Origin of the sequence: Nostoc sp. LEGE 12447 (genome assembly GCF_015206985.1) — a bacterium.
GTDB lineage: Bacteria > Cyanobacteriota > Cyanobacteriia > Cyanobacteriales > Nostocaceae > Nostoc.
On record NZ_JADEXT010000006.1, the window covers coordinates 141797 to 167886 of the forward strand.

The 26090-nt window shown below is 41.9% G+C and carries 19 protein-coding genes and 1 tRNA gene; 8 read left to right on the forward strand and 12 right to left on the reverse strand.

What is annotated here, in order from left to right; translation table 11 throughout:
- The first annotated feature begins 3 nt into the window (after window positions 1-3).
- Window positions 4-810 (forward strand): phosphate ABC transporter ATP-binding protein PstB, encoded by an 807-nt coding sequence (gene pstB, locus IQ274_RS10020; protein WP_163935580.1) that lies wholly within the window; start codon window positions 4-6, stop codon window positions 808-810.
- A 292-nt stretch (window positions 811-1102) separates the two neighbouring features.
- On the opposite strand, the gene IQ274_RS10025 is transcribed toward pstB, so the two are convergent.
- The 4 genes from IQ274_RS10025 to IQ274_RS36440 all read right to left on the reverse strand — a co-directional run bounded on the left by IQ274_RS10025 (window position 1103) and on the right by IQ274_RS36440 (window position 6193).
- A tRNA-Gly gene (locus IQ274_RS10025) sits at window positions 1103-1173 on the reverse strand.
- 51 nt (window positions 1174-1224) lie between these two features.
- Entirely contained in the window at window positions 1225-2448 is a 1224-nt protein-coding gene (locus IQ274_RS10030) for a hypothetical protein (RefSeq protein ID WP_194142144.1), read from the reverse strand.
- A gap of 68 nt (window positions 2449-2516) precedes the next feature.
- Entirely contained in the window at window positions 2517-6050 is a 3534-nt protein-coding gene (locus IQ274_RS10035) for a response regulator (protein WP_194142145.1), read from the reverse strand.
- Entirely contained in the window at window positions 6047-6193 is a 147-nt protein-coding gene (locus IQ274_RS36440) for a hypothetical protein (protein WP_167315574.1), read from the reverse strand. Before IQ274_RS36440 ends, IQ274_RS10035 begins: the two co-directional genes overlap by 4 nt.
- 879 nt (window positions 6194-7072) lie before the next feature.
- Between IQ274_RS36440 and IQ274_RS10040 the strand changes: the two genes are divergently transcribed.
- The gene (locus tag IQ274_RS10040) at window positions 7073-7705 is read left to right on the forward strand and encodes a GNAT family N-acetyltransferase (protein WP_228058127.1); all 633 of its coding nucleotides are present in this window, start codon (window positions 7073-7075) and stop codon (window positions 7703-7705) included.
- 571 nt (window positions 7706-8276) lie between these two features.
- Window positions 8277-8831 (forward strand): hypothetical protein, encoded by a 555-nt coding sequence (locus IQ274_RS10045; protein ID WP_114084552.1) that lies wholly within the window; start codon window positions 8277-8279, stop codon window positions 8829-8831.
- An 8-nt stretch (window positions 8832-8839) separates the two neighbouring features.
- On the opposite strand, the gene IQ274_RS10050 is transcribed toward IQ274_RS10045, so the two are convergent.
- The 4 genes from IQ274_RS10050 to IQ274_RS10065 all read right to left on the reverse strand — a co-directional run bounded on the left by IQ274_RS10050 (window position 8840) and on the right by IQ274_RS10065 (window position 13957).
- Window positions 8840-9985, reverse strand: a complete 1146-nt coding sequence (locus IQ274_RS10050; RefSeq protein WP_194142198.1) for a histidinol-phosphate transaminase — start codon at window positions 9983-9985, stop codon at window positions 8840-8842.
- A gap of 107 nt (window positions 9986-10092) precedes the next feature.
- The gene (locus IQ274_RS10055) at window positions 10093-10728 is read right to left on the reverse strand and encodes a YqiA/YcfP family alpha/beta fold hydrolase (RefSeq protein WP_194142147.1); all 636 of its coding nucleotides are present in this window, start codon (window positions 10726-10728) and stop codon (window positions 10093-10095) included.
- Between the two features lie 105 nt (window positions 10729-10833).
- Entirely contained in the window at window positions 10834-12210 is a 1377-nt protein-coding gene (gene gor, locus IQ274_RS10060) for a glutathione-disulfide reductase (RefSeq protein ID WP_163933506.1), read from the reverse strand.
- A 346-nt stretch (window positions 12211-12556) separates the two neighbouring features.
- A complete protein-coding gene (locus tag IQ274_RS10065; protein ID WP_194142148.1) occupies window positions 12557-13957 on the reverse strand; it encodes a FecR family protein in 1401 nt (466 codons plus the stop codon).
- 542 nt (window positions 13958-14499) lie between these two features.
- On the opposite strand from IQ274_RS10065, the gene IQ274_RS10070 reads away from it, so the two are divergent.
- Window positions 14500-15801 carry a hypothetical protein gene (locus tag IQ274_RS10070; protein WP_194142149.1) on the forward strand — a complete coding sequence of 434 codons (1302 nt, stop codon included), beginning with the start codon at window positions 14500-14502 and terminating at the stop codon, window positions 15799-15801.
- A gap of 83 nt (window positions 15802-15884) precedes the next feature.
- Here IQ274_RS10070 and IQ274_RS10075 read toward each other — a convergent pair whose 3' ends face one another.
- Window positions 15885-16706, reverse strand: a complete 822-nt coding sequence (locus tag IQ274_RS10075; RefSeq protein WP_194142150.1) for a sulfurtransferase — start codon at window positions 16704-16706, stop codon at window positions 15885-15887.
- 26 nt (window positions 16707-16732) lie between these two features.
- On the opposite strand from IQ274_RS10075, the gene IQ274_RS10080 reads away from it, so the two are divergent.
- From IQ274_RS10080 to IQ274_RS10095, 4 genes are all read left to right on the forward strand, one after another.
- On the forward strand, window positions 16733-17656 hold the full coding sequence (locus IQ274_RS10080) for a tRNA (5-methylaminomethyl-2-thiouridine)(34)-methyltransferase MnmD (protein ID WP_163933494.1): 924 nt from the start codon (window positions 16733-16735) through the stop codon (window positions 17654-17656).
- A 716-nt stretch (window positions 17657-18372) separates the two neighbouring features.
- Window positions 18373-19602 carry an HD domain-containing phosphohydrolase gene (locus IQ274_RS10085; protein WP_163933490.1) on the forward strand — a complete coding sequence of 410 codons (1230 nt, stop codon included), beginning with the start codon at window positions 18373-18375 and terminating at the stop codon, window positions 19600-19602.
- Window positions 19603-19755: 153 nt separating this feature from the next.
- The gene (glmU, locus tag IQ274_RS10090) at window positions 19756-21135 is read left to right on the forward strand and encodes a bifunctional UDP-N-acetylglucosamine diphosphorylase/glucosamine-1-phosphate N-acetyltransferase GlmU (protein WP_163933486.1); all 1380 of its coding nucleotides are present in this window, start codon (window positions 19756-19758) and stop codon (window positions 21133-21135) included.
- A 111-nt stretch (window positions 21136-21246) separates the two neighbouring features.
- Window positions 21247-21669 (forward strand): DUF29 family protein, encoded by a 423-nt coding sequence (locus tag IQ274_RS10095; protein ID WP_163933483.1) that lies wholly within the window; start codon window positions 21247-21249, stop codon window positions 21667-21669.
- On the opposite strand, the gene IQ274_RS10100 is transcribed toward IQ274_RS10095, so the two are convergent.
- The 3 genes from IQ274_RS10100 to IQ274_RS10110 all read right to left on the reverse strand — a co-directional run bounded on the left by IQ274_RS10100 (window position 21660) and on the right by IQ274_RS10110 (window position 26081).
- Complete coding sequence (locus tag IQ274_RS10100) at window positions 21660-22613, reverse strand: isoaspartyl peptidase/L-asparaginase (RefSeq protein ID WP_194142151.1); 954 nt, start codon at window positions 22611-22613, stop codon at window positions 21660-21662. The two genes, IQ274_RS10095 and IQ274_RS10100, sit on opposite strands and share 10 nt — an antisense overlap.
- Entirely contained in the window at window positions 22613-22807 is a 195-nt protein-coding gene (locus tag IQ274_RS10105) for a DUF2256 domain-containing protein (RefSeq protein ID WP_012407669.1), read from the reverse strand. The genes IQ274_RS10100 and IQ274_RS10105 overlap by 1 nt, the downstream gene beginning before the upstream one ends.
- A gap of 352 nt (window positions 22808-23159) precedes the next feature.
- Entirely contained in the window at window positions 23160-26081 is a 2922-nt protein-coding gene (locus IQ274_RS10110) for a GAF domain-containing protein (protein WP_163933475.1), read from the reverse strand.
- Window positions 26082-26090 lie beyond the last annotated feature (9 nt).

Genomic DNA, 26090 nt, shown 5'->3' on the forward strand with positions numbered 1-26090 from the left:
TTTATGGCTACTAATATTAGCACAGTCAACGGTACTGAAACTGTTTTACGCACCGAAAACCTCAACGTTTACTACGGCAAGTTTTTAGCCTTGCAGAATATTTGGCTAGATATACCAAAAAATCAGGTTACAGCTTTTATCGGCCCTTCTGGTTGTGGTAAAAGCACATTGTTGCGATGCTATAACCGCCTCAATGATTTGATTGAGTCATTTCGGGCAGAAGGTAAAATACTTTTTTACGATAAAAACTTGTATGCATCCGACATTGATCCTGTAGAAGTACGTCGGAGAATTGGGATGGTGTTTCAAAGACCAAACCCATTTCCCAAATCAATTTATGAGAATATTGCTTTTGGAGCCAAAATTAACGGCTACAAAGGTAACATGGATGAATTAGTAGAACGGAGTTTGCGACAAGCGGCTTTGTGGGACGAAGTTAAAGATAAACTGCGGCAAAGCGGCTCGTCTTTATCGGGTGGACAACAACAAAGGTTATGTATTGCTCGTGCGATCGCAGTCCAGCCTGAAATTATATTAATGGATGAACCTTGCTCGGCTCTCGACCCTATTTCCACCTTGCGGGTTGAAGAATTAATTCACCAGCTGAAAGAACAATATACCATCGTTATTGTCACCCATAATATGCAGCAAGCAGCGCGGGTTTCTGATAAGACAGCCTTTTTTAATGTCAAAACTACGGAGTCTGGAAGTCGTAATGGCTACATGGTAGAGTACGACGCAACAGAACTAATTTTCAACAATCCTCAACAGCAAGATACCAGAGATTACGTTAGCGGTAGATTTGGATAAATGACTGCACATTGTTGATATTAGAGCAATGAGGGATACTCGGAAATCAGAGCTGTGCGAGATTCCTCTAGTTTTTTTTTATTTATTTGCCAAGGTTAGCGTAGGCACAGCCCGCCGCAGGCATCGCTTGATATATTGTGGCTGTTTCTCGATCAAGAAAAGCAACAATTAACCTGTTTATACAAGATTTGCATTAATTGGGTTGGGTACGACACCCACTCCAAAAATTTTTATTGAAAATAGTAGGTGTGTTTACACCGTGCTGCACTAGTCGATTTTTGAGTTTTTTCTAAGCGGGCGGCGGGAATCGAACCCGCATTAATAGCTTGGAAGGCTATAGTTTTACCACTAAACTACGCCCGCAAATTTCCAACTTTATAAATATAACACACGTTTTTGGAAAAATTCAAGCATCTAATTGGAATTAGCAGGCTGGATTTTGATTCGTACAAACAAATTGCTCAAATCTGGTTTTGTGCCGTCGTTGTTGTGAGCGGCAAGAAAGTTTTCTGTCTTGAAAACATCATTGAGAACTCGTTCGTATGTGCTTTTTTCACTTTGTAGTGTTGCAGGTTCTATTTCGAGAACTACAGCCTGTTGAAAGTTGCCATTGCGATCAATTATTAAACTAACAAGCATCTGTGCTGGCTTAACTTCGGAATCGCCAGGTAGAAAACTTGAGTCTAGTTGTTTTGTGTTGCTTCCCGTGTATGAAGCGATAACCTCGGGTAGAGCATCTTGTCGAAATCCTTTTGTTTGTATGAACTTAATCATTTCATCCCTAAGCAAAGGGGCTACTATTGCTACCGATGCTCCCCCAGTAGGAGTTGGTGGAGTTTCCCCAGTAGGAGTGGTTGGAGTTTCCCTAGTAGGAGTGGTTGGAGTTTCCCCAGTAGGATTTGGTGGAGTTTCTCTAGTAGGAGTGGTTGGAGTTTCCCTAGTAGGAGTGGTTGGAGTTTCCCTAATAGGAGTGGTTGGAGTTTTTATGTTTTCAGCTTCCGAAACTGGTGGAGTTGATGGAATACCTGTTGGTAGTGCCGTTCCCTTTCCCAGTTTGATTTCTTGACGGCGGTTCCAAGGTATATTACCGATTGGAACTGTAGGTGTCGGTGTGGCTGTCGGTTTTGGCGTGGCTATCGCTTTCGGTGTAAATGTTGGTTTTGGCGTAGCTATCGCTTTCGGTGTAACTGTCGGTTTTGGAGTGGCTGTCGGTTTCAGTGTAGATGTAGGAACTCTCTGTTGTCTATTAGGTTGAGAGGGGTAAATTCGACTCTTTTGCTGGAGATTATCAGCAGAATTTATTGCGCCAACAAAATCTTGATTTCTGGGCGTATTTCTTGCTGTTTTTGCTGAACGCGCTGGTACAGACTTTTGAGTTATGGATGCTGGCTTTGGCGAAACTCTTTTGGCTGTTGATTTTGATTGAGGAGCAATATCTATCAATTCAATGGGAACAGCAGATTGACTTTGCTGAGGAAACCACAGACTGAAAGCATTAGATGAGCGCATCAGCCAGAACGCCAGCAAGTGCAGAGAGACTGAACCTATAACGACAGAAATCCACAAAGCTGGTGGATCGGTGTGTCGCCTCCAGACTTTGGTTGGAATTGGGGTTTTGTCTGCAACCGATGGTGTCATATTATATAAACTGGATATGATTAGGCACTTTTACTCATTGCTAATGCTTTAAAATACCAGTCTAAATTTTAGCGATTAACCATTACCTCTGGTGTAACAGCAAAGGTCAAAACTGTTTCATCTACTCCTTTAAGTTCTAGTGGACTACCTTTAGTAATTTCTTCTTCCTGCAAATAATCTGCCACGGCAGCAGAAACCAAAATAGTACCGGGAAGAGCGGCAGCTTGCAACCTGGCAGCAATATTCACACTTGGACCAATAGCAGTATAGTCGGCACGTTCAGCACTACCAAACATCCCTACAACAGCCGTACCTTGATGAATACCGCACCGAAACTGTACGCTAGTAAGTCTGTCACCATCGAATACACCTTGCTCTCGCCAGCGCTGGTTCAAGTCAGCCAGTGAGCGGTGCATTGCTCTTGCTGTATTGATGGCACGACGTACCTGTTCATTGGGGGTTAGTTCTTCCGGCGCTCCATATAAAGCTAAAATAGCATCTCCCATAAATTTATCTACAGTACCGCCATTACCAAATACAACCTTGGTCATAGCTTCTAAATATTCATTGAGCAATTCTGCGACTCGCCGGGATCTGAGAGTATTTGATAGCTGTGTAAAACCCACGATGTCACTAAACAAAACTGTAATTAAGCGTGGTTCTGGGCGTAAATCTAATGTTAAATCTCCGGTTGCGGCTTTTTGCACCAATACAGCCGGTAAAAAGCGCTTTAATACTGATTCTGTAAGATAAGTATTTAACTCCACAATTCGTCGTTCATTTTCTTTTAATGCTAAAAGATTCCGAACTTCCGCCAAAAGTTCCCTATCGTTGAATGGTTTTGCTAAATAAGCATCCGCCCCATGTTCTGTACCTTCGATGCGGGTTTCTTCGTCAACTTTCGCTGTCAGTAGAATGATGGGCGTTCCTTTCAGCTTTTCCTCATTGCGGATCATCTGAATCATCTCAAGTCCGCTTACCAAGGGCATCATTAAGTCAGTCACAATCAAGCTGGGTATAATTTCCTTCGCTAAACTGTGCCCTTCATAACCGTTACGAGCTGTGCGTACATGATAACCGTTACGGCGGAAAATTTCAGATACATAGGTTCGCAAATCTGGGTTGTCATCTACAACTAAAATTGAGTGCTGAGTCTTAAGTGCTGAGTCTTGCGTATCAATCTTAGGAGAGAAATTTATTGTAATATCTTCAATATTGTCTGTTGTTGACTCTACCAGTTCTAAATCAGCCAATTCTACGTTAGCGCGGCTTGTGTTCACTTCGGCAGGGGTTTCTAGTACTTGCTGTACAGGTAAATGACCATTTCCAGTCACAAGCCATAAACTAAAGGTAGTACCTTGGCCATAAACTGATTCCACAGTGACATGGCCACCATGCAATTCTACCAATTCTTTAACTAAGGCTAAACCCAAACCACTGCCTTCATAGGAACGGTTTGCTGAACCTTCAGCTTGACGGAAGCGCTCAAATAGGTGGGGAATTTGTTCTTTAACAATGCCAATTCCCGTGTCTTGTACTTGTAATATGCAACGATCTTGTTCAGATTTTAGTCTGACGCTGATCGTGCCACCTTCGGGGGTAAACTTCATGGCATTTGACAGAAGGTTATAAACCACCTTGTCGAATTTTTCCATGTCCAAGTACACCGGAGAACATTCATCTAACTGGGTGGCGAGATGCAGTCGCTTTTTCTCACAGTAGGGACGAAAAGATTCCACAATTTGGCTGACAAATTCGACTAAATCGCAGGGATGGAAACTAGGCTGCATTCTCCCCGCATCTAGGCGTTGTAAATCCAGAAGTTGATTTACCAGGCGTAGCAAACGGCGGGAGTTACGCAGGGCGATCGCACTTTGGGAGTAAGATAATCCTTCACCAGCCGCCACGGCCGACTCTAAAGGCCCTTGAATCAAGGTGATCGGTGTGCGAAACTCATGGGAGATATTTTGGAAAAATTCGGTTTTTTGTTTATCTAGCTCCAGTAAACGTTCAGCTTGTTGGCGAGTTTTTTGATACAAGTGTGACTGCTGCACAGCGATCGCTGCTTGAGCTGCTACTGCTTTCGCCAAATCGATATCAGATGGCAGCCATTGACGTACTTTTTTACCTTCATGCAAGGTAATACTACCGATACATTTACCATCAGCCAATAATGGTACAAACATTAGCGATCGCGCTGGCATTTTTAACGGCAAATTAAAACCCTGTATATCTGAGGGAGAATGGCTCACATTCCCAATTACCACAGGTTCATGTGTCTGTAGCATTTGTTGGAGGATGGGATTCTCTTGTATAGATGATTGAGAATAGGGTAATCTCTGGGCTGATAGATGGTTATTGTCTGGGGCTGGCGATGCCTGTGGCGAGCTGTGCCTACGTAAACTTTCCAAATGTTGAAAACTGTCATACAAGGCAACACACTCGACAAACTCATCTTCTTCTGTCCACAAAGACAAGACGCAACCATCGACTTGTAAGGCTTGTCCAAGTTGTTGAGTAATAGCTGCAAAGATATCTTGGGGGTCTAGACTAGAGCGAATCGCGCTAGTAATCGTATTAATTAAACTCTCTCGCTTGGCAAGGGCACGTACTTGTTCGTAAGCATAAGCTTGAGACAAAGCTAAGGCTGCCTGATCTGCTACCATCAACACTAGCTGCACCTCATCCTCTCCCCAAAAGCGGGGCACAGAACACTGGTGCAGCGCCAGCACTGCCATCAGTTCTTGTTGGCAGATCAATGGCACAACTAAACTAGAACAAATATTAGCGACAGCAAAAGCTTCCCCACGTTCGCGCAGTTCGGGAGTATTACCGTGAATGCGTTCATCATCGATTACATCGTGAATCACCTGGACTTCACGGGTTTCCCACACTGTCTGAGCCAAAACAGTCAGAGGAGTAGAGGGGGAGAGGGACACAGCAGAAGAATTATTTGCCTGCACCCCTGCTGGTGTATGTTCCCCTGCTTCTTCTGAAAGAGCTTTCTGATAAATAAATCCTTTATCCGTCAACTGCTCATCTTGGAAAGGACGTAACAGACAGACATCCACCTCCAACATGTGACCCACTGTATCTACAATTGCCTGCAAAATTTGTCTGTAGTCTAAAGCACTACGAATCGTATTTGTGACAGTATTCAGCAGCGACTCTTGTCGGAGTGTGCGTGTAAGTTCGCGGGTGCGGGCTTTGAGGACATTGTGAGTATCCAAAGCTTGGCGTACCACAGCTTTAAGTTCCTCAGCTTCCCACGGTTTGGTGACATATTTAAAGACCTTACCAGCGTTGATTGCTTCCACCAAGTCTTCGACATCGGTGTAGCCAGTTAAAATAATTCGGATAATATCTGGATATTGAGTTGCTGTCAGGCTCAAAAATTCTGTACCGCTCATCATTGGCATTCGCTGATCGGAGATGATCACCGCGACCTCTCCCTCTTGAGCCAGCAGATCGAGGGCCGCAGGGCCAGAGGTTGCCCTTAGCACCTTATAGTCGCGATAAAAGGTGCGGTAAAGCAAGTCAAGGTTGTCTGGCTCATCATCGACAACCAAAATTTTAGGCTTACTGTTTGCTTGGGATTTCATGCACCGCTTTCCTGCTGCAACGGCAGTCGGATAAAGAATAATCTGATCAGGGAAGGATTTTTCTGAGTCAGGTAAGAGCAGAGCATTTCCACCAATAAGGCTCTTTGGCTACATGACTGCTGAGTGTAGGAGCGTTTACTCACGGTAATTCGTTTCAATTGCTTATACCTATTACCGTTTGCTTTAGTGCAGTGTAATTGCTTTCATAGTCAGTTATAGGGTTATAGAGTCGATCCTTGCTAGTCAAATCTTCTTTCACCTCCTGCGAGCAATGTCTAATACTACATACAGCACTCATAGCTAGCTGAAAAATCCAGATGAAGCTGCATATTAAGTTTTCCCTCCGCAGCAGTTGTACTAACACTTGCACGTAAATTTTATTTATGGTAGTCATGGTAGAGTCAGCAAAATTAAAACAATAAGATTTAAAAGCAAAGTATACTATTAGACAAATACCTCTTTCTAATTTAGCAATCAGAACTATCATTAAGACAAGTGGTATTGGTAAAGAAGTTAGGGATAGGAATCTGCAATATTCCTGCCTAGCATCTCTACAGCCTGTTTCTATTACTTAGCAGCAAAGTCTTGTTAGTGTAGCGTCAATTGCATAAATAAGTTCAGTATTACACCTAAAGATGGTTTACAACCAAAGTTTGTTGTTAGTGTACTTACTTAACAATTTTATAGGTAATGCCTACAGGTAAGTTATGCTATATGTCTACCCATTAACCTAAACCTGTACGATTTACAGATGTTTTTGTGGTAAACAGACTGGTATACTCCCTATCTCAAGCAAGGGATGCATCTAATTCTTACTGAACTTAAGATTGTAGCTTTATGAAGCTGTAACTTCTAAGACTCTTTCAAAAAGACGGACTATAAAGCCCCAAACTAAAGTGTAAAACTTTGTATGCTTATAAGCAAAAGCAAATGAGCAGTCTTAGGTCAGTTCAATCTACTGGGAATATATAAAGTTTTTATGCGGTTAAAAGGGTGTTTGAGGATATTTGAGAAAATTTTCGTTGAATAAAATCAATACTAAACTAGCCTTGAAATATCGGTCTTTTCATCCATACCAGCAACAGCCAATCGATCCAGCTTGCTGCGAATTTCAAATTCGTACAGCTACACCTACTGATTTGATCGGTGTTTCCCAAATTATTGCTGAAAGCTTTCACTCCCAAAAAGGTATGTGGGGATGGGCTTTTCCATTGTTACGTCTGGGTATTTACGAAGACTTAAGGCATCGGATGACATTACCTCCACCCCGTCATGTTTGTTTAGTCGCCTTGGAAGCTAACAATGGTGAGGCTAATAACTTAGTAGGAAGTGTGGAACTGGGTGTACGTTACAGTGATTCCTGGGGCCAGGCTGGCATAGGTTTTCCTTACTTATCTAATTTAGCGGTTCACCCAAAATACCGTAGACATGGAGTGGCTTCAGGGTTACTGACTAGCTGTGAAAAAGTTTCCCGCGAATGGGGATTTCAAGACTTATATCTTCACGTTTTGGAAAATAATCATCAGGCAAGGCAACTTTATTTCAAGGTGGGATATCGGGTACATAAAGTCGAATCAAATTGGAATACATTTTTATTAGGACGCTCAAGCCAGATGTTATTGCATAAGCATTTGAATGCTAATTTTAGTATCTGACATTTTGGTAAATTTTTATTTTGTAATTAGTTTGGAGAAAATCTATCATCAATATCGGCAACCAAAGCAGAAATTAACATAATTAAAAAACTAGCTAATGTTAGCTAAATAGCTTGACATATAAAGCTTTAGATAATTTTTTAAGTAGATTTCATTGAGATTTTTATTATTAAAAAAAACATCAATAAAAAACTTCACCAAAATAATTAAGGTGTTACATTTGATCTTTTTTAACTTGTCATTAAACAATAAGTATTTTACATAGATATAATAAATGAATTACAATACAATTACTTTGTTAAACTAGCGATCCCTCATAATAACTTTGTAATTAAGATATTCATCTTTATAAAAACTTTAATAAAACATTCTCTGAATTTGGCGACAAATCTGGTTATATCCCATAAAATATGATCACTCAATTACTAAACAATGCGTCTTTATTACTATCTTAGTGAAATTGACCAAAAGACTCTTGATAATAAAAGAATTCAATGATCTGATTTGACATAAAAGCTAATTCTTTTTTGAAGTGCATACTACTACTAAATTCGTTGAAAGTTTAAAAAACATGGATAGCGAACAGCATCGACGCTATCAAATCTCTATGGTATCAACTTATTACCCTAAAACTAGTTTCCTTGACTCTGTTGTCATGCCAGATGGAACTGAGCAATCGCAAGGCTCGGATATCCTTACACGTTTACACAGTGGAGAAGTTTTCATCGTCAATAGTCGTAGACGGAATGGATTAATCCTTTTTAAACGCTACCATGCAGAGTTTGCTGGGCCTGGGGCTGCTGTGGGTGGAGATTACGACTGTGATTGCCAAAGGGCGCTGCCCATAGGTAATCTGTCTTTATTAACTCCCGATTCTAATGAAGAACGCCAGAAGGCTTACTTGATTAGGCGACAGTGGATTCGATTGATCAAACAAATTACAGAAAACCCAATACCTGGGCAGCGAGTTCAGAAAATTCTCGATCAATTTGAACAATACTTTCCACCAGAAATAGTAGCTCTTTTGCCGGATGTTGCTTTTGCTCTTTTGGTAGGTGTGCTGCCACAAACGGTAGGATTAGTACGTCGTTTGGGCAGTGAGATGGATAGCCGATTTAATTATTGAGTGAATTGCTAAAATTCCAAATCTCCTAAAGCAGCTTGGACTCTAGTAACCGTGCGTGCGTTTTCCTCTATTGTCCCAACAGTAATTCGCAATCCTCCGCTAATGTGTCGTACAAGAGTGCCGAGTTTTCTAAGTTTCTGGTGGAAAGTTTTTAGCACAGCATCTTGTGAATTTAAGCCATTGGGTTTAAAGCGTAGGTAAACAAAATTAGCAGCGCTTGCGGTAATTTGTAGTTCTGGTTGCTGGGATAAAATTTCGATGAGTTTGGAGCGTTCACTCAAGGTTTGGGGAATTGACTCCAGCAAGAGGGTACGGTTTTGTAAAGCAACGAATGCTGCTGCTATGGAAAAGCTGGGAAGATTGTAAGGTAAGCGAACTTTTTCTAAAATGGCGATCGCTTCGGGATGAGCGACGCAATAACCAACACGGAGAGATGCCAATCGGAAAGCTTTAGAAAAAGTACGTAATACTATCCAGTTGGGGCGCTGCGCTAATTCACCTACTAGGGTAGTTTGACTGAATTCAAAGTAAGCTTCATCAATTACTACCAAAATATGTTCGTTCAGACTTCTTAACCATGCCAACTCTGCCGTCGTTAAGCTATTGGCAGTCGGCGAATTGGGATGTACTACGAAAACTACGCGAATGGGGGGATTTTGAGTTTGTTCGATCGCAGACTGTGCGGCTTTTAAGTCAATTTCAAAATTTGTTTCATTTCTACCCACCGTTACGACAGGAATTCCCAAAGTTTGTGCCAAAATTCCGTACATAGAGAAAGTAGGATTGGCAACGAGAATTGAACCTTCTTTTCCTAAACAAGTGGCGATTAATAAAGAACGGATTAGTTCATCAGAACCATTTCCAACAGAAATATTGGCAGCAGTATTGGATAGCGGGAGGGCGGCTGATTCATTGACGTATTCTGCGATTGCATCCTTGAGGGTTTCATGTCCACCATCAGGATAACGATTTGTTTCAATTACTTGCTGATATGTCCAGGCTAGCTTCTCTTTTAACTCAGGTGGTAAATCGTAGGGGCTTTCATTTGTATCCAGGCGATCAAACTGTGTGGGGACAGAATCGGCTGTATCACTGCTGGGATGGGGTTTATACGCGGTAAATTGGGCTAAATCTGACCGGATGAAGGGAAGCATAATTTTAGTCATTAATCATTGGTCACTTAGTCATTAGTCATTAGTAACTAAACAAAGGAGAAATGACTAAGGACATTAGTTATGTGAGAGTTTAATATTTTACAACTTCAAGGTAATTGGCAAAAGAGGCGAATTGCCTGCCAAATATTTTCCATAACATCACCCAAGGCATGGTCACTGTCGAGTTCGACTAACTCGACCCCAGAACGGCAACGGGAAAAGTCACGACTAGCTTCGATGGGAATAACTTCATCCTTTTTTCCATGCAAAATTAGGGTGGGTATAGAACGTTGCAAAAATTTTTCTTGGTATTGGGCAGCATCTATAACGAAATCGTAACTTAAAGGAATTGATCGCTCCTCTCCATAGTGGTAGACCATGATATATTTTTCTTGCTGCCAACGCTGTACTTCTTCATCGCCTAGCTTGGGCAACCAATGGGATAAAAATCCAAAAGCTGGTGCTAACAGCACAAGGCGTTCTACTTGTAAATATTGCTGTCCCAAGTGTGCAGCGGTCAAACCACCTAAACTTGAGCCAATCAGGGTTATTGGTGTAGAATCATTACTAAATTCTGCGGCAACTTGAGCGATCTGACGAGTGATTGTCAACTGCGAAAAATCGCCAGCATTGAGATCGGGGATTTTGAGCTTTGTTTGAATTTTGGCAAAGCGATCGCCTATATCCCGCGCTTTGGCAGAATTAGGACTGGAAGCGAAACCGTGAAGATATATATATTGCAAAGCTGTAAATAGTTAGGAGTTAGGGCTAATAAGTTAAGAATTTTAAGTTATGAGTTTTTTTATTCAACTTATAACTCATAACTCTTAACTCCTAACTCTTTCTTATTACCGCATTGTGACAAATTCTTCGGCTGAGGAGGGATGAATACCAACAGTGGCATCAAAGTCTTTTTTAGTTGCGCCCATCTTCACAGCGATCGCTACACCTTGGATGATCTCGGCGGCATTTTCACCTACCATGTGAGCGCCTAGCACTTTGTCAGTGTTGCTATCAACTACCAACTTCATCATTGTCTTCTCTTGCTTCCCAGTCAAACTATAGTACATCGGACGAAAGCGAGTGCGAAAAATTGTTACCGCATCACCGAGTTTTTCCCGTGCTTCAGCTTCTGTCAAGCCTACTGTTGCGGCTTCTGGGGTAGAAAATATGGCTGTGGGAACAGTTTCGTGACTGAATTCGCGGCGATTATTGCCGAATTCACTATCAGCAAAAGCTCTTCCTTCGCCAATGGCGACAGGAGTTAAATTGATTCGGTCAGTGACATCGCCAACGGCAAAGATATTCGGTTGATTAGTTTGACTATATTCATTGACTGCGATCGCATTTGTGGTGTTGTAACCTGGCCCTTCCATAGAAGTAGCAACAACATCAACTCCAGCGTTTTCTAAACCCAGTCCATCTACATTGGGAGTTCGACCAGTCGCCACTAAAAATACGTCTGCGATTATTGGTTCTTGGTCTTCCCCTGATAAAGTAAGTTTAAACCCTTCCGTCACATGTTCAACTGCTTTCACGACATTGTTTTTAATCAGCCGAATTCCGTGATTTGTCATCCCCTCTTCAATTTCTGTGCGGACATCTTCATCAAACCCATTCAAAATCTTGTCACCTCTGGTAATTTGTGTCACCTCAGAACCCAAACCGCGCATAATACAGGCAAATTCTGTGCCGATATAACCAGCGCCAAGAATGACGATGTGTTTTGGTTGTTCTTTTAGATGAAAGATTTCGTTAGAGGTAATGCCATATTCCATCCCTGGTAAATCTGGTTTGATAGGACGACCGCCAACAGCAATTAAAATTTTGTCTGCTGTAACTTTGCGTCCATCAACTTCTACGGTGTGGGAATCTAGCAATGTGGCGCGACCGGAAAATAGTTCTACACCAGCTTTTTCTAAGAAGTTTATGTGTAGTTGCGATAGTCGCCGAACTTCCTTATCTATAGATGTAATGAAATATTCCCAGTCCAACTCAGCATTACCGACTTTCCAGCCATAGCCTGAAGCTTCACTGAATAGTGCAGGAAAGTGAGAGGCATAGACCATAAGTTTTTTGGGAACGCAACCGCGAATCACACAAGTGCCACCAACTAAATCATATTCAGCGATCGCCACTTTTGCCCCATAGCTAGCTGCCCGTTTGGAAGCTGCTAAACCTCCAGAACCCGCACCAATTACAAATAGGTCGTAATCAAAAGTCATAAATTTATGTTCTCTCTAGCAAAAAGTTAGTTCTTGGGAACTCACGCAACAGAATGTTATTGGACTATATAAGGATATCCGGTGAACCCTATGTCATTCCTGTCCTAGATTTAATCTAGCGTTAGCAGATGTTCTCTGGTCGTAGGGAATATCACTTTTTGCTTTGGTTGCTGTAGAGTCTGTTACTAAAATTGTTTGTCATAGTTCTTTCTCAGGTATCAGTCATAAGTCTGTGCTACTGCATTGGAGCAGCTAAGTCGTGCTAAGTCGTACAGGACTTACACAAAATTATGATAAAAAGAACAGCGTTTGCAGAGAGTCTTGTACACCCATTAGTAGTTTTGTTTTATGTGCTTGGAGAGCCAGTTGGGGTATCAGGCGTTGTCTCTGTTGGAGTTGAAGTATCAGGTGTTGTCTCTGTTGGAGTTGAGGTATCAGGTGTTGTCTCTGTTGGAGTTGAGGTATCAGGTGTTGTCTCTGTTGGAGTTGAAGTATCAGGTGTTGTCTCTGTTGGAGTTGAGGTATCAGGTGTTGTCTCTGTTGGAGTTGAAGTATCAGGTGTTGTCTCTGTTGGAGTTGAGGTATCAGGTGTTGTCTCTGTTGGAGTTGAGGTATCAGGTGTTGTCTCTGTTGGAGTTGGGGTATCAGGCGTTGTCTCTATTGGTGTTACAGGTGTTATCTCTGTTGGGGTTACAGGTGTTATCTCCGTTGGGGTTACAGGTGTTATCTCCGTTGGGGTTACAGGTTTTGTTGTAGTTGAGGTGTCAGGTTTTGTTGTAGTTGAGGTGTCAGGTTTTGTTGTAGTTGAGGTGTCAGGTTTTGTTGTAGTTGAGGTGTCGGGTTTTGTTGTAGTTGAGGTGTCAGGTTTTGTTGTAGTTGAGGTGTCAGGTTTTGTTGTAGTTGAGGTGTCAGGTTTTGTTGTAGTTGAGGTGTCAGGTTTTGTTGTAGTTGAGGTGTCAGGTTTTGTTGTAGTTGAGGTTACGGGTGTAGGAGTTAGCTGTACAAAAGAGGGATTTTCAATTACTCCCTCACCTGTTATCGGTGGCTGTGCTTTTAAAGCCGCAGCAGTTTCGGCTTGAACACTAGTGATTGCAGGATCAGGTGTAGGTACAGGGCTTTGCCTGTTCAAATCAAGTTCCCGAACTAGTTGGCTCGTTTCATAAAAATTTCTCAGATCAAAATCATACAATCTTTCAAATTTCCCTTTAACTATAATCACCATTTGCCCTGCTTCTAACACCTTAGTTTCAGAAGCTTCTTTGTTAGAAACTTCAATGCCACTATTTGTTAGCGCACCCACAATCGTGGTGTCTGTTTGTTGGTTGTAGCGTACAAATAATGCTGAACCACGAATTGCTGCTGCTGCATTTGGTGTTTGTATACGTGTTTGCCCTTGTCCTGGTGGGATGAGTAACAACACAGTCCCATTTGAAAGTTTAAAGTCACGTGTCTTCGGCAAAAATTGAAATAACGCCTGTTCTCCAACTCGTGCCAAGGAGCCATCATTGAAACGCAAATCTGCTAGTGAAGCTCGACCAGTTGCCACCCCGTCCCCAGGAGTCATTGCATCTAATTTACGTGCAGGACGTTTCTTTTGTTTATCCTTGGGTATCAGTTGTACTATGTTGCGGAGATCCTGAATTTCTGCTCGCGTTAGAGGAGTTATGGCACTTACCCTATTTGGCAAAGGCAGTACTATAACTCCCCATAAACCAATCACCAATAGTGGAAATGATTTATAAAACATAGTTTGATAATGTGTGAACTTCAACTAATACCAAAAAACTTAAAAATTAAAACTGCTGATAATTGTTGTAACGATTTATTTATTAAAATTATCTTTATTTTTAGTCTAAGTTTAAATTTAATAGACAAAAATGAACCATTTGTTTAGTTTATTTAAGTTTTTATCCTTAAGTCGACATTATATACAATAAAGCCTGCTGCAAATTTCAAAGTTAGTACTTGATATCAATAGTTAAATGAAAAATACTTTACATATTATTGATTCTAATCAGATCAATTACAGGGACAAGAAGTTGTTAGGGATGTGTTGTGAAGTAACTCTAAGACGATATTTCACTAAAGTTGAGCAGAATTAATTGTACCGGATAATGTTAATTTTTTTTGCAAATCTGAGATGATCCGAAAATCAGCAATATCAGTTTGTAGTTTCAGTATATACTTACAAGGTTAAGATAAATGCACTCAATTGTATCTTCTGAGTCGGAACTTCTGATACAGCTTGTGGGTCTACATTGGCCAAATGCGATCAGCGCAATCTAACAGATGCGACTCAAAAACTGGAAGAATTTGTTTTTTTGTATCTTGTTAGCGTCCAGTGGTGGAAGCTGGTATTGCATTAGAGTAGATGCAGCAGAATCTACAAATACAGAGATTTGGCGTTCTAAAAATTTAGCAAGTACACAGGTAACTGATCAGCTATGTCAGAAGTTGCAGCAGGGAGTAATTAACTCTTTGTGCCAGCAGTCGAGTGAGTCACAAACTTTAGACTCCCAGATACCGTTAAATGTGGTACAGCAAACACCCGAAACTACACAAACAGATCAAGACCCAACCGAAGAATTTGGGGATACTCAAAAGCAAAATGACCCGCCACCGCTAGAATCGCAGCCAAGTGTTTTGCCTACATCTCCTTCAGATTCAAAAGAGGAACTATTAAATACACCTGATATAAATTATTCCCAAAGGCTAGAGAGGCTAATAGAGCTTTTACGATCGCCAAAATCATCTCCTGAGTCTGATAGCGATCGCGAATTGGGGTTACGGATACGATTACGACCCCTAGAATTGCCTCCTCTTCCACCGATAGAACAACCTGTACCTAAGTTTAAACCCATAGGTTATCTACAGGGCCGTGTCGGTTACTTCCAGACGACTAATATTTTCTCCTCAGATGATAGTCCCATAGAAGATGGGTTAATTATTTCTGGACTGACACTAACCTCTGCATATTTACCTTTGGGATCTAAGACTTTTTTAAACGGCTCAATAGATGGCAATCTCATTCGTTATATAAATCAGTCACAATACCATTACAACCAGCTGAGATTCAATCTCAGTCTTTACCAGCAGCTATCCCAGCGAATGTATGGAGAACTCAGTTGGAGCAATCAACAGCTATTTTATGCTAATAGCAGCGATCGCCTGGATAGCTTCAAAGCAGGCGATCGCTTTTTAAATGAGAATTCTCTACAACTATCTTTGGGACGGCGAGATCCATTAACTCCAAAATTAACGCTAGACACCTTGTACGAATTAAGTGTAAATTTTGCCGACCCCCAAAGTCGCGATCGGATAATCAATTCCTTTTGGGTGTCTCTGAACTACTACTTGCAACAACCTCTCCAGGTTGGTATTGACTACCAGGTGAACTTCTCAGACTTTACACAGCGCGATCGAGAAGACCAATTCCATCGGATATTTGGGCACTTAAATTACCGAATATCCGATACCACTTATATGAATGTACAGGCTGGAATGAGTTTAGGTAGTTCAACCGCCGAAAACATTGATTTTGATGGCTGGTTCTTCACCATTAATTACAATTTGCAATTAGGTCAGTTTTGAAATTTGTCATTTGTCCTTTGTCCTTTGTCCTTTGTCAAAAAACAATGACAAATGACCAATGACAAATGACAAATGACCAATGACTATAAATAAGAAATCCAATCACTCCAGCTACCAGCATAAAGTTTACCTTTGTTAATGCCAGCTAATTCTAAAGAAAGTAAATTTACGCAAGCAGTAACACCAGAACCGCAATAAACCAAGATTTCTTCGGCTTTTTCTAGCTGTTGCCACCGACGGCGTTGTTCCTCTTGAGGGAGTAGGTAGCCGGAAGAGTCTGTAACTTCTTGCCAAGGATAGTTGACTGCACCAGGAATATGTCCGGCAATTTTATCAATTGGCTCTCGTTCACCTCGATAGCGATCGCTTTCTCTAGAATCTACCAATACTACCTCGTGGCTATCTTTCCGGGTTTTCACCACATTAATATCCACCACTTTTTCTGATTGCACTTGAGCTACAAACTTACCGATCTGAGGTTGAGGAACGACATCCGTAACTGGATAACCAGCTTTTTGCCATCCGGTAAAGCCTCCATCTAGTACCGCAACTTGCTCATGTCCGAGATAGCGCAACAGCCACCATAAACGAGATGCAAAAGCAAAACGCGAATCATCATAAGCTACCACCAGAGTTTTTTGGTAATTTACCCCAATTGCTGCAAATTTGTTAGCGATATCATTGGGTTCAGGTAAAGGATGTCTTCCGCCATGCTTACCCACTGGACTGGAAAGATCCTGATTTAAATCTAGGTAATATGACCCTTCAATATGGCTTGTTTGGTACTGTTGTTGTCCTAGTTGTGGATCGGCTAAAGAAAAGCGACAATCGACAATAACAACTTGCGGATCTTCTAGATGTTCAAATAGCCAAGCTGGTGAAATAACAAATTGGTTATTGGGCATTGGTCAGTATTCAGTTTTTTTGTAAGATGTCAGACTTAGAAAATTTTACACCTAAGCTCACAGCAGATGGTTCTTTCACCTTTGTCTCTGACGATTTTGGTGAATCCTTTCATAGCCATTATGGAGCGAAGCAGGAGAGTTTTTTCAAGTTTGTGGAACCTACTCAACTGGCTACAGTTGCTCAAAAACCAGTTTTGCGACTATTAGATATTTGTTATGGTCTAGGATACAACACAGCTGCTGCTTTGCAGACAATTTGGGCAGTGAATCCCAGTTGTTATGTTGAAGTAATCGGTTTAGAACTGAATCCGGCAGTGCCACAAGCTGCGATCGCTCATCACCTGTTCGACAATTGGAACTGTAGCTATATTGAAATCTTGTCCCAGCTAGCTTTTGAGCATCAAGTGCAAACAGATCGCCTGAAAGCAAAACTACTAATTGGTGATGCTAGAACTACGATTGCGCTAGTACATCAGTCGGATTTCTCGGCAGATGCAATTTTCCTCGATCCCTTTTCACCACCACAGTGTCCCCAATTATGGACTGTTGAGTTTATAAAACAACTCTCATTGTGTCTACATCAAGATGGTTTATTGGCCACCTATTCTTGTTCTGCTGCTGTACGCACAGCACTTTTGTCTGCTGGTTTAGCGATCGCTTCTACCCCACCAGTGGGCAGGCGATCGCCTGGTACTGTAGCAGCCCATTCTGCAAGTGGTGAGTCTCAAAACCGCTCAATATTTACTCCCCTCTCGCAAGTCGAAAAAGAACACTTACTAACCCGTGCTGCTATTCCCTATCGCGATCCTGGATTGAGCGATTCAACCGAAGTCATAATGATGCGGCGACAACAAGAGCAACAAGCCTCTTCACTCGAACCTACCTCCCGTTGGCAAAAAAGGTGGCTATTGGGAACACAAGGCAGGGATTTTATGGGAAGTAATTTGTAGTTGCGATATTTACGATAGTTACGCCTACGCAATTACCAACTATTTCTTCAACCCTTAATTTTTAAAACATCCTCTAAGCTCGACTTTATCCAAAATTAAGAATTCGGTTTTCTTTATCCAACAAAAACCTTGGCTTTTTGGCAAATACTTTTTCCGCATCACAAATTATCGATTAACTTAAAAAAGTAAAACGACAGTCTGACAGAGGTTTCAACGATAGCGTTCGTGCAACTACTCCGCAGAAGTATCGCATTGCGAAAAAAATGGATAAAGTCGAGCTTAGAGCCAAATAAATTTAATTTATGATAGTATATAATTTTACACTTTTTTCAGCAGTCTTTGGGTATTGCAATAACTGAGTAAGTAAAAATATGTATACTTAATCATTACTATAAGACTTCTAACTAAAAACCCTCAAATTTGATATAAAGTAACCAAACACAGTACTTTTTGGCGCTATTTTTATTTAAAAAATATCCGTGAAAAGCCTGATTTAACAATTGTGAAAATTTATCATACTGGAATTAGAAGCAAAAAATTTGACAATAAGACATTCATTGTTCATAAGATAAAATATACATGCTGCGAAAAAGTCAGATAGGCAGCTTGAAATAATGCATAATCCCTATGAAAACTCTAGCTCAGATACATTCAGATATTAAATTTATTTTTCAAATCTGACACTGTTAACTTGTGCAAAAACTTGGAGTGCCTTTGTGATTCAATGGAAATCCAACCATACAGGCTTTACAGAGCAAATTGTTAGTGAGTCAAACCCCATTAGCACAGTAAAGAGTATTGGTTCAAATCATGTTGTAGGATCGCAGAATAATGTGGAGGCTTATTCTTTAGGCTTATCTCAGGAAGACCTTATGCTTGAAAATAGCCAAGCAGTATCTTCTTGGATAAAATCTGATATTAATTGTGGTGATGATTCATTGGTCTCTAGAACACTACAAGTCAAAGGTTCTAAAGTGAATGGGTTTGATTTAGATCCGCCGAAGGTTTTAGTAGTTGACGATCATGCTGCCAGTCGGATGACTGCTGTTGCCCTCTTGGGAATGGAAGGATACGAAGTCATTGAGGCAGACAGAGGTTCTACTGTTGTAGGATTGGTAACTCAAAAACAACCAGATTTGATTTTGCTGGATGTGATGATGCCAGGAATGGATGGATTTGAAGTTTGCCAATTGCTGAAACAGGATGAGCAGACTAGGCTAATCCCAGTGATTTTTATTACAGCGTTAAATGACAGGCGATCGCGCATTCGGGGAATTGAAGTTGGGGCAGATGATTTTCTCACCAAACCTTTTGATCGTGTAGAGTTGGCGGCACGTGTGAAGTCATTGGTACGGCAGAAGCGACTGAACGAAGATTTAGACCATGCCGAACAAGTACTATTTTCCATTGCCATGTCGATTGAAAGCCGCGATCCTAATACAGGCAACCATTGTGAACGCCTGGTAAAACTAGGACAACTTTTTGGTGAATACCTCAACCTCTCACGCTACCAAATTCGAGATTTGATGTGGGGTGGTTATCTCCACGATATCGGTAAGGTGGGTATTCCCGATGCTGTGCTGCTGAAAAAAGAACAACTCACCGCCAAAGATTGGGAGATCATGAAGCAGCACGTTTTGATTGGGGAAAAAATCTGCCAGCCACTACGCAGTATGCGGGGTGTAATTCCTATTATTCGTCATCACCACGAACGCTGGGATGGTTCAGGCTACCCTGATGCACTCAAGGGGGATGATATTCCCTATCTGGCACAAGTATTTCAATTAATTGATATTTATGATGCTTTAAGTAGTGAACGACCTTACAAAATAGCTTATACCACAGAAGAAGCACTTTCAGTGATGCTAGAAGAAGCTAATTCTGGTTGGCGTAATCCCAAACTAATGCAGCAATTTGCACAGTTTATTCGATGCTGTCAGGAATAGGGGTATTTGTAGCTACCCTAATGAGCAAAAATTGGTATAATCCTGACTCATTGTATATTTCAGTCTTCTATGATTAGCTTGGTATGATTTGAGCCTACATCTTAAAGTACCAACAGCATTAATCATAATTTCACTGATAGCTGATAGCTAATTATGGTAGTTGTAGCAATTCTAGCGGCGGGACGCGGCACACGGATGAAATCACGCTTACCCAAGGTTTTACATTCTTTGGGTGGGCGATCGCTAGTCGAGAGAGTTATCGAAAGTGTAGAACCACTTTTGCCCTCACGACGAATCGTAATTGTCGGGTATCAGTCCGAAGAAGTGCAAACCGCCATGCATTCAATTCCCAACTTGGAGTTTGTTGAACAGACTGTACAACTGGGAACCGGTCATGCCATCCAGCAATTACTTCCACACTTGGAAGATTACACAGGGGATTTGCTGATACTTAACGGCGATTTACCGTTGATACGCAGCGAAACTCTCCAGCAGATGTTACAAACTCACGCCCAAAATCAGAATGCTGCCACCATTCTTACCTCGCACTTACCAGACCCCACGGGCTACGGGCGAGTTTTTTGTAACGATGAAAATATTGTGCAGCAAATGGTCGAACACAAAGATTGTACTGCTGCTCAAAGACAAAATCAGCGGATTAACGCTGGAGTTTACTGCTTCCGTTGGCCAGATTTGGCAAAGGTGCTTCCCCACCTTCAGGCAAACAATGCCCAAAAAGAATACTATCTCACTGATGCCGTCACTCAGGTGGGACAAGTGATGGCGGTGAATGTGGAAGATAACCAAGAAATTCTCGGCATCAACGATCGCCTGCAACTAGCAACAGCCTACGAGATTTTGCAAAAACGAGTCAAGGAAAAATGGATGCTAGCAGGTGTCACCCTCATTGATCCCGCAAGCATCACCATTGATGAAACAGTGGAATTACAGCCCGATGTAATTATTGAACCCCAAACTCATCTGCGGGGAAATACGGTGATTAAAACAGGAAGTCATATTGGGCCGGGAAGTTCAATTGAAAATAGCCAGTTGGCTGAAAACGTCACGGTGCAGTATTCAGTAGTAATAGATAGCACTGTGCAGGCGGGAAGCCGAATTGGCCCTTATACTCATTTGCGCGGTCACGTACAAGTCGGTGCTGGTTGCCGTGTGGGGAATTTTGTGGAATTGAAAAATACGCAGTTAGGCGATCGCACGAATGCAGCACATTTGTCATATATAGGTGATACCGTCGTCGGCAATCAGGTGAATATTGGTGCCGGTACCATTACTGCCAATTATGACGGCGTAAAGAAACACCGTACAAAAATAGGCGATCGCACGAAAACTGGAGCCAATAGCGTTTTAGTTGCTCCAATTACCTTGGGAGATGATGTTTACATTGCAGCTGGTTCTACCGTAACCGAAGATGTGCCTAATGATTCTCTGGTGATTGCCCGTAGTCGTCAGGTGGTGAAACCAGCTTGGCAAAGGAAAAGTGTTGAAAATGAAACCAAAGATCAACATAAATAATTCATCGGTGTTAATCGCGCTTGATCTCTGTTTTGAGAGCATAAACCAGGATTTTTGCAAGTTGTCTAATCTAGCTAGATTAGTAGTGAAGCCAAAATCTCAAAAAATAACATGGAAGAACTGCTAGAACTTAGGCAATTTCTAGAACAAGGCAAAATCCATGAGGCGTTGCTGTTGGTGGATGAGTTAGAAGAAATGAGCCTCAGTGACAAAATCAATAAAATTGATAGTTATGGAGTAATTCTGCTCATCCATTTAATTAAACAAAAGGCCGAAAAACGTTCTACTCGCTCTTGGGATGTTTCGATAGAAAATACAGTGCGGGAAATCAACAAAATAAACAAGCGCCGCAAATCTGGTGGTTATTACTTGAATCAGGCAGAATTAATCGATATTCTGCAACAAGGATATCAAGTGGCACTGAAAAGAGCGGCGCTAGAAGCTTTTGAGGGGCGTTACGAAGCCCAAGAATTGGCTGCAATGGTTAACCAGGAAGAAATCTTAACTCAGGCGCTAGAATTTATTCAACAATAGCCAATCAATTCACTATCATTCCATTCCAAAGTATCGCCAATTTTTTCGCCGTCATGGTAGGCGGCGAGTAAGATTTCGCTAGTTTTTCCCCAAGCGATCGCTCCATTGCCATCTAAAGCGATCGCTCCTAAATCTCGTTTGTTCTGGTGTGCTTCTCCAAAGGAACGCTGCATAGCCTCCTTCAGGGACATCCCATCAGTGACGCGTACTACAATCCGGGGAGCTAAACACTCATCGATGATATCTTCCCCAATACCAGTACAGCTAACACCAGCATTACTAGTAGCATAATTACCTGCTGGCATCGCAGAATCACTTACTCTTCCAATCCGCTCAAATCCCTTACCACCAGTAGAAGTGCCAGCAGCTAGCTTACCACAGACATCTAAAGCTACTACGCCGATGGTTCCGCGTCCAGCATTGCTGGTTTCTAGCAGTTCGGGTTCTGCTACCACGCCAGCCATTGTGCTTTTAAAATTATCCTGGCGCTCTTGCATCCACTCTTGTAACCGCAAATCAGTTAAAGCGTTATAGCTGGGAAGTTGCATTTCTCGCGCCAACTCAGCCGATCCGAAATCTGATAGCACTCGGTCTGGCGAGTTTTGTAAAAATTGTGCTAACTCAATGGGATTTTTCACCCGCGAAATATTAATTACACCACTAAACCGCCCTAACGCCCCATCCATTAGGGAAGCACTCATACGGATTTGACCATCAGATTGCAATACTGAACCAGTACCAGCATTAAAGCGGGGGTTATCTTCGAGCATTTGGCAACCCTGCACCACCGCCTCAGAAGCAGTTGCTCCTGACAATAGCAGAGAATAGACTTCTTCTATTACTGTATGGAGCGATCGGCGCACGGCCTCTAATCCGCCTTTACCGTGGAGAGAACTACCAGCTCCCCCATGAATAATTAATTTAGGTTGCACCTGTAACTCCATTAATCCCCTGCGCTATTTGCGTCTGTGTTGCGATTAGTTTCATTTTGAGCTTCAGAACGGCGACGACGACAACGTTCTGAGCAGTATTTCACATCGTCCCAGCAATCTTGCCACTTTTTACGCCATGTAAAAGGACGTTGACATACCGGACAAATTTTTGTAGGTAGGTCAGATTTAGAACGAACACGCCCCATATAAATACTGTGTATATGAGAATTTGATTTCTGAGAGAGATGGCAATACGGTTCGGTTAGTATTGTTTGGCTCTCGGAGATCCCCCCAACCCCCCTTAAAAAGGGGGGCTTTTCCTCCTATTTACCCCCTTTTTAAGGGGGTCGCCGTAGGCGGGGGGATCTTAACCGAACTGTATTGAGAGAGATGGAAGATAATTATAACCAGTTTGCTATGAAGGGAGAATAGTTTAGGAGAACAAATGTTATGTCAATCTCTCCTGAGAATTATTTTTTGGGTATATGCTACTGTAGGAAATTTATTTTGGCTCCCAAGTAACTTTTTTAAGTCAAGAGAGAATTTTGAAAAATCGTACTAAGAATCATGACCAACTAAAGGCAACAGCAAACGGCTAACTACCCGATTATCTGGTAATTGATAAAAATTCAACTCTCCTCCCAACTCCTGCATGAGGTTTTGGCAGATTAGCAGATGTAAAGCTGGGGGTTGGTCGAGGTTGGAGGGAGCAAGCACATCTTTGGGTGTATTCTCATGTAGTTCTGTTAGTAGCTGTGGTTCGATCGCACCGTTGTATGTAATCGACAGTTCCAGCGATGTCTGTTCACCCCCTCCACTTGTAGAAGAATACTTTGCCTCTGAGGGTTTTGACGCATCTAAACGACGACACCAAATGTCAATTCTGCCGCCAATTGGAGAACGGTTACAGGCAGTAACCAATAATTCATGGATAACTAATTCAATTTTGACAATATCACCAGCGATCGCCATTGCAGATTGAGGGCTGGAAGTAGGAACGCCTCTGGCTAATGGAGAATTCTTTGCTGATTCTTGCTCATCAATTGTTTGTCCCAAGCCATGTACACCAATCCACAGCTTTTGTTGTTTGAGTAAATTGTCGATGCGTTCGAGCGATCGCTTGAGTAAACTGGCTATGGGCATAGTTTCCCAACTGATATGTAGCTGCCAGTTCTCAAGTTTTAGCATTCCACTCATGGAAGTGGCTGTGTGGTCTAATTGTCTTAGCAATAGCTGGTAGCGCATCTGAGTCAGTTCATTAGCAGGAATACCCAAATCATGTATTTGTTTCAGGGATAGCGCCGTTATTCTTTGGATTTCCTCTAGGCGACGATGTTTGTACCAGTTGAGTTGTCGTAATTCCTCTGTTGTGGATTCTAAAAGTCGGTTAATTTGCTTTTGACGACGCCACCAAGCTAATTGAGAAATCAGAGTTGCGATCGCATTCAGGTTTTGTTGTGACCAGCGACGCTCTTGATAGTCTGCTAACAACACTACACCTGTGATTTCATAATCAGCATTGGTACGTAATGCCATCACCAAAATTTGACCTTTATCTGGAGTATTCAACCATTTTCGAGTTTCCGAGGGTAAATTATCTACCTTCAAAGTCAGGTAATTCTCCGTAACCAGTGCCCACTGAATTAAGGCTTCAGACTGGATAGGAATAGAGGCATCGGAAAAAATCCCAAATTGACTATTTTCAATTACTCCAGGAATAATTTCTGCCAAATTTTCACCAGGCGACCAGGATAGCAGTAACGCCAGAGGACAACCCAGAATTGATGCTATTTGTTCGAGTGCTGTATGTTCTAAATGCTTTTTATTGACCTCAACTTTGCTGTTCTGGGTTTGTGTCAGGATGTTTAAGCATTGCTCAAACGCCTGGGAAGTTTTTTGCTGCTGGGTAGTGCGGTTGTGTAATTGCCACTGACGAACAATCACACCTATCTGTTGACTAACAGCCCACAGTAACTCTTTTTCGAGAGTTGTCCAAGAACGATAGGTTTCGTGAGTGATGACCAAAAGTGCTGCTGGGATATGACCGTTAGTACATTTACAAATAAGTAGCGATCGCACTCCACTTTCTAGTAAAGAGGGCCGCCAGTTAAAAAAGCGTAAATCTTCATCTAAATTCTCAATCTCCACCGCTTCAGTTGAACGTTGCAAAAGCTGTCCATCTAATTCTTTGAGAGTATTCAGGCTAAATGTCAACGGTCGGCGATTTTGAGGCTGACTTTGGTAAATAAATTGATAATTATTCTGTTCAGGATCGTACTGCAACAGCAAAAAACGGGTGGCTGTTAGTCGAGCTAAAACTTTTTTAGCACAGCTGTGTAAAGTTTCTTGAAGGTCATGTTCGCTATAGATACCTTGGGCAACTTGACTAGTCAGTTGGGTATCTTCTTGAATCTGTTTAATAGTGCTTTCCATACTTTCGTTAGGTGCAATCAGGGAGATTAAACCAGCCACACCCTGAACAAAATTTTTGTCTGCCTCCGTCCAGATTCGAGGTTCATTACTTTCCACCGCCAGAAAACCGAGTAAGTTCTTTTGCCAGATTATTGGAGCGGCCAGTAGCGATCGCACTTTCAGCTTTTGCAGTAATTTTGCCGTAAAATGGCTTTTCAAAGAACTGCGGGCATCACCAATTGAAACAATTTGGTTAACTGCTAAAGCATAATAAAAGTCACTCAAGTCTTGTACAGTCATTCCCGCCGCTTGCTGAGTACTGGAATTGCGATCGATTTTGACAAGCTGATTGCTCATCCGACACCAAAAGTAGCGCCCTTCCCGCTCAAACCAGTAAACATTTGTCCGGCTAGGTGAAATAAATTTATGAGTTGCTTGTACCCCTGCTTCCAGTCTTTGATTAAGGTTATTCAGGGTGCGTAAATTTTCAAGCAATTCTAATAGCGGCTCATCGGTTCGCTTAGTTTGCTTTTGCTGCTTATGTATTTCTTGTTGATAAAGCAATGCCCCCAATTCACCTAAAACCATCATCAAACGTGCTTTTGCTTCCCCTGTCAGTAAATAGCCCCAGCGTTCTGAACCCAGTAACAGCAAACCTAAGCAACGGTCTTTATAGCGAATTGGTAAAAGAATCGTTCCTTGAATCTGCAATTTCTCAGCGATTTTGCGCCATTCGGCGGCGCGGATTTCAGTTTGTAAATCAGCTATGCCCAAGGGATGCTGTTCAATCACCACTTGCTCTAATAAATCCCCAGGACTGAGAACAACCTTTTGGTATAAAAAGCTCGTGTCACGATCCGGTGAAATACCGCCTTTGCCGAATAATATGTGATTTAGGCGATCGTAAAGGGCAATCCAAATCAGTTTGTAGTCAAACTGTTCTTTAAGATAAGAAATAGTAGTTTCAATCAGAACGTCAACATCTTCTTCTTCTCTGAGGCTCTGGAGGACGCGCCCCAAAGAGAGGATCTGCTGTTCGGCGGCTATAGGTTTTTGCGGCTGCCCCATCTGATTTAT